Annotated in this window: 4 protein-coding genes; 3 read left to right on the top strand and 1 reads right to left on the bottom strand. The window is 69.6% G+C overall.

Annotation, left to right across the window (positions count from 1 at the left end; genetic code table 11):
* Positions 1-189: 189 nt before the first annotated feature.
* A complete protein-coding gene (locus tag ABT115_RS30545) occupies positions 190-1,596 on the bottom strand; it encodes a cystathionine beta-synthase (protein ID WP_351796679.1) in 1,407 nt (468 codons plus the stop codon).
* Between the two features lie 154 nt (positions 1,597-1,750).
* Between ABT115_RS30545 and ABT115_RS30540 the strand changes: the two genes are divergently transcribed.
* From ABT115_RS30540 to ABT115_RS30530, 3 genes are all read left to right on the top strand, one after another.
* Complete coding sequence (locus ABT115_RS30540; RefSeq protein ID WP_351796684.1) at positions 1,751-2,869, top strand: SGNH/GDSL hydrolase family protein; 1,119 nt, start codon at positions 1,751-1,753, stop codon at positions 2,867-2,869.
* Positions 2,870-2,999: 130 nt separating this feature from the next.
* Positions 3,000-4,220 (top strand): acetyl-CoA C-acetyltransferase, encoded by a 1,221-nt coding sequence (locus ABT115_RS30535; protein WP_351796677.1) that lies wholly within the window; start codon positions 3,000-3,002, stop codon positions 4,218-4,220.
* 280 nt (positions 4,221-4,500) lie between these two features.
* The gene (locus tag ABT115_RS30530; RefSeq protein WP_502969196.1) at positions 4,501-5,331 is read left to right on the top strand and encodes a hypothetical protein; all 831 of its coding nucleotides are present in this window, start codon (positions 4,501-4,503) and stop codon (positions 5,329-5,331) included.
* The last annotated feature ends 90 nt before the right edge of the window (positions 5,332-5,421 follow it).

Here is a 5,421-nt window from a genome sequence, read left to right as displayed (position 1 = left end):
GTGACCTCCGACCGGGCGGAGGTCACCCGACAGGCTCGGAGCCCACGGGCGGCTGCTCGCCGCGCTCCACTGTCCTGGGCTTCCCTGCCGACACCCACCAATGTGCCCGGAGCCGTGTTAAGCCGGTGCTGCGCGTACGTGTACGTATCCCACTTGTACCGTTTTCGCGAAGCCCGGCGTCCCGGACCGTTACGGCTTGCCGGCACCCGCGTCCTTGGCGAGGAACGCCAGCAGGTCCTGCCTGCTGACGACGCCCTTCGGCTTGCCCTCCACCAGCACGATCGCCGCGTCCGCCGCATTCGTGCCGCCGAGCACCGCCATCAGGTCCTCGACCGGTTCGCCGGAGCCGACCTGCGGCAGCGGCGGCGACATGTGCTTCTCCAGCGGGTCGGAGAGCGAGGCGCGCTGCGCGAACAGCGCGTTCAGCAGTTCCCGCTCCACCACCGAACCGATGACCTCGGCGGCCATCACGTCCGGGTGGCCCGCGCCCGGCTTCACGATCGGCATTTGCGAGACGCCGTACTCACGCAGGACCTCGATCGCCTCGCCGACGGTCTCCTCGGGGTGCATGTGGACGAGCGTCGGGATCGGGCCGTCCTTGTAGTCGAGTACGTCCCCGACGCGTGCGGACGGGCCGGTGTCCTCCAGGAAGCCGTAGTCGGCCATCCACTCGTCGTTGAAGATCTTGCTCAGGTAGCCGCGGCCGCTGTCGGGCAGCAGGACGACGACCACGTCGTCCGGGCCCAGTCGCTTCGCGACCTCCAGGGCGGCGACGACCGCCATGCCGCAGGAGCCCCCGACCAGCAGGCCCTCCTCCTTGGCGAGGCGGCGGGTCATCTGGAAGGAGTCCTTGTCGGACACGGCGACGATCTCATCCGTGACCGTCCGGTCGTACGCGCTCGGCCAGAAGTCCTCGCCGACACCCTCGACGAGGTACGGGCGCCCGGAGCCGCCGGAGTAGACCGAGCCCTCCGGGTCCGCGCCGACGACCTTGACCGAGCCGCCGCTGATCTCCTTCAGATACCGGCCGGTGCCGCTGATCGTGCCGCCCGTGCCCACGCCCGCGACGAAGTGGGTGATCTTCCCGTCCGTCTGCTCCCACAGCTCCGGACCGGTGGTCTCGTAGTGCGAGCGCGGGTTGTTCGGGTTGGAGTACTGGTCGGGCTTCCAGGCTCCCGGCGTCTCGCGGACCAGCCGGTCGGAGACGTTGTAGTACGAGTCGGGGTGCTCGGGGTCAACAGCCGTCGGGCAGACGACGACCTCGGCACCGTAGGCACGCAGCACATTGATCTTGTCCGTGGACACCTTGTCCGGGCAGACAAAGATGCACTTGTATCCCTTCTGCTGGGCGACGATCGCCAGGCCGACGCCCGTATTGCCGCTGGTCGGCTCGACGATCGTGCCGCCAGGCTGCAGCTCGCCGCTCTGTTCGGCGGCCTCGATCATGCGCAGGGCGATGCGGTCCTTGACCGAACCGCCGGGATTGAAGTACTCGACCTTGGCCAGGACCGTCGCCTGGATGCCGGCCGCCACACTGTGCAGTCTCACCAGCGGGGTATTGCCTACGAGACTGATCATCGAATCGTGGAATTGCACCGTGTACTCCGGGTTTCCGAGATGGTGCGGCAAGCGTATGCGTACGGGCACGGGATTGGGCAAGGCGATTGAGCAACGGTCGCTGCGGGGCAGTTAGCTGTATGTACGGCGGTACAGCAACGAGGAGGTGGACCGGACTGTGTCGAGGGCAAGGGTGGCACGGCGGATCGCAGCGGGTGCGGCCTACGGTGGCGGCAGCATCGGGCTGCTCGGCGCGGCGGCGGTAGGCGTCCTGCTGACGGAGGTCCAGCTTGCGAAACGGCAGGTGGGCGGCGGTATCGCACCGGTTCCGCCGAGCGCGGACGGGCGGTACGGGGTGGCGTTCACCGGTCCCGCGGACCCGTTGCGGCTGGGGTTGCTGGGTGATTCGACGGCGGCCGGGCAGGGGGTGCGCCGGGCCGGGCAGACACCGGGGGCGCTGCTCGCATCGGGGCTCGCGGCGGTGTCGGAGCGGCCGGTGGATCTGCGCAATGTGGCGCAGCCGGGCGCCCGGTCGGACGATCTGGAGCGGCAGGTCTCGCTGCTGCTCGCCGACCCGTCCCTCACGCCTGACGTCTGCGTGATCATGATCGGGGCGAACGATGTGACGCACCGGATGCCCGCCACCCAGTCGGTTCGCTGCCTGACCACCGCGGTGCGCAGGCTCCGTACGGCGGGTGCCGAGGTGGTGGTCGGCACATGCCCGGATCTCGGCACCATCGAGCCGGTGTACCAGCCGTTGCGCTGGCTGGCCCGGCGGGTGAGCCGGCAACTGGCGGCGGCCCAGACGATCGGTTCGGTGGAGCAGGGCGGGCGCACGGTGTCGCTGGGCGACCTGCTGGGGCCGGAGTTCGAGGCGAATCCGCGGGAGCTGTTCGGTCCGGACAACTACCACCCGTCGGCGGAGGGGTACGCCACGGCGGCGATGGCGGTCCTGCCCACGCTCTGTGCGGTGCTGGGGCTGTGGCCGGAGTCCGACCGTCTGGACGGGGCCCGGCGCGAGGACATGCTGCCGGTGGCCGAGGCGGCCTCCCAGGCGGCCAGTGAGGCCGGTACGGAGGTCACGGGGGCGCGGGCGCCCTGGGCGCTGCTCAAGCACCGCAGGCGGCGGCGTCTGCCCGCGGCCACGGAGCCCCAGCCGCAGCCGGAGACGCTCGGGGAGGCACCTCCGGAGGCGCTCGGGGAGCCACGGGTGGACTCTCACAAGGAGGCACACGAGGAGCCGTACGGAGAGTCGCGCGAGGAGCCGTATGGGGAGTCGCACGAGGAGCCGCGCAACCTGCCCGCCAATTGATCGACTGAGCGGTCGCTTAGAAAAGAGGTCGGCGTCACATGCGCTGCCCGGTGACCCAGCATCTACGTCCAGGTAACTTCCAAGTCAGCACCTGCCAGAACCCGCCTTCCAGCCCTCATGGAGCCGCGTGATGCCCGAAGCCGTGATCGTCTCTGCTGCCCGTTCCCCCATCGGCCGGGCCTTCAAGGGTTCACTGAAGGACCTGCGCGCGGACGACCTGACCGCCACGGTCATCCGGACCGCGCTGGCCAAGGTGCCCGAGCTGGACCCGAAGGACATCGACGACCTGATGCTCGGCTGCGGCCTCCCGGGCGGCGAGCAGGGCAACAACATGGGCCGCATCGTCGCCATACAGATGGGGATGGACCACCTTCCCGGCTGTACGGTCACCCGCTACTGCTCGTCGTCCCTCCAGACCAGCAGGATGGCGCTGCACGCCATCAAGGCCGGCGAGGGCGACGTCTTCATCTCGGCCGGCGTCGAGATGGTGTCCCGCTTCGTGAAGGGCAACTCCGACAGCCTGCCGGACACGCACAACCCGCTGTTCGCCGACGCCGAGGCCCGCACCGCGGCCCGCGCCGAGCAGGGCGGCGAGGACTGGCACGACCCGCGCGAGGACGGCCTGGTCCCGGACGCCTACATCGCGATGGGGCAGACCGCGGAGAACCTGGCCCGGCTCAAGGGCGTCACCCGCCAGGACATGGACGAGTTCGGCGTCCGCTCGCAGAACCTCGCCGAGGAAGCCATCAAGAACGGCTTCTGGGAGCGCGAGATCACCCCGGTCACCACCCCGGACGGCACGGTCGTCTCGAAGGACGACGGCCCGCGCGCGGGCGTCACCCTGGAGGGCGTGCAGGGCCTGAAGCCGGTCTTCCGCCCCGACGGCCTGGTCACCGCGGGCAACTGCTGCCCGCTCAACGACGGCGCCGCCGCGCTCGTGATCATGTCCGACACCAAGGCGCGCGAGCTGGGCCTGACCCCGCTGGCCCGGATCGTCTCGACCGGCGTCTCCGGCCTCTCCCCCGAGATCATGGGTTACGGCCCGGTGGAGGCCAGCAAGCAGGCGCTGAAGCGCGCCGGGCTGACCATCGACGACATCGACCTGGCCGAGATCAACGAGGCGTTCGCCGCCCAGGTGATCCCCTCCTACCGCGACCTCGGCCTGCCGCTGGAGAAGGTCAACGTCAACGGTGGTGCCATCGCCGTCGGCCACCCCTTCGGCATGACCGGCGCCCGGATCACCGGCACGCTGATCAACAGCCTGCAGTTCCACGACAAGCAGTTCGGTCTGGAGACCATGTGCGTGGGCGGCGGCCAGGGCATGGCGATGGTGATCGAGCGGCTGAGCTGAGCTGCAGCGGAGGGTAGGGGTCGTCTTCGCACCTCAGGCCACCCCTGCTTCCGAGCCCCAATCGTGACCGAATCTCCCCCAGGATGTGATTTATCTCCTGGGGGAGAGCCATTCCCGCAGGTCACGCCCGTAACGTGGTTAAACCCCAAACCCAAAGAACTGTCCAATTCGTGACGTAATGCACTGACACCAGGCGCAGACAGAGGACAAGCTGAGGTAGGAAGTCGGGGAATCGATTGAATCCGGGAGTACGTCAGTGAGCGCCATGCCTCTTGCCCTGTTGCTGACCACCGTCGCTGCCACGGCCGTCGGCGCTGCTGCTCTGTGCGCTGCTCACGGGCTGCGCAAGCAGATCACGGCCCTTCGTACGGAGCTGACCGTGGCCCGCGCCCATGGTGCCGCCGTACCCGCACAGAGCCGCAACGACGTGACCCCGGCTGCCGAGATACGCGCGGCCGTGGCCGAAGCACTCGCCGAGGAGCGTGAGCGCGAGCTCGCCGAGGCCCGCGCCTTCTGGGCCACCCAGGAAGCGCGCGATGCCGCCGACACCCCGTCCCTGCTGGGCGGCCTGACCGGGATCGGCGAGGACGCGCCGTTCTTCATGCCGCGCCAGGCAGACTTCGCGGGCCTCGATGCGATGGACCTCGACGCCACCGAGGCGCTCGAAGAGCTGACGGAGCTGGCCGAGCTGGCGGACATCACCGAGCTGCCTGAGACGGCGGAGTTCGCCGAGGACTCCCCCGAGCTGGCCGCGGCTCGCCGCCGTCACCCCTCGCACCCCGACTTCGTTCCGGTGCAGACCCCGGTCGTCACCGACCACGAGCGCACCGTGAACCGCCTCGAAGAGCTCGCCGACAGCCATACGGAACTCGCCGATGTGCGCCCCGGCCCGCTCGGCACCCTCGACGTCTATGTCTTCGCCGACGGCACCACGCTCTGTATGACCCCCGGCCACCGCGAGACGGCCGAGCGCCTCGCCGAGTCGCTGCTCGCAGGTGAGCACCCGGTGCTGCTGGGCGGCTCCGGCGTCTCCGGCGCGTACGCCCTGACCTTCTCCTGCGGCAAGGAAAACGTCTACATCCTCGCCGACCGCGTCATCGCCTCGTTCTAGGGCGTGTTTCGAAAGTCCCGTCGTCCGCCCGAAGGGCGGGCCCCGCGGCGTCTGGTGCGTGCGATCGCAAGGCGGAGGGTCGTCCTCGTA

Origin of the sequence: Streptomyces sp. NPDC001832 (assembly GCF_040297265.1) — a bacterium.
In the GTDB taxonomy this organism is placed as follows: domain Bacteria; phylum Actinomycetota; class Actinomycetes; order Streptomycetales; family Streptomycetaceae; genus Streptomyces.
This window is presented reverse-complemented; position numbering and strand designations above follow the sequence as displayed.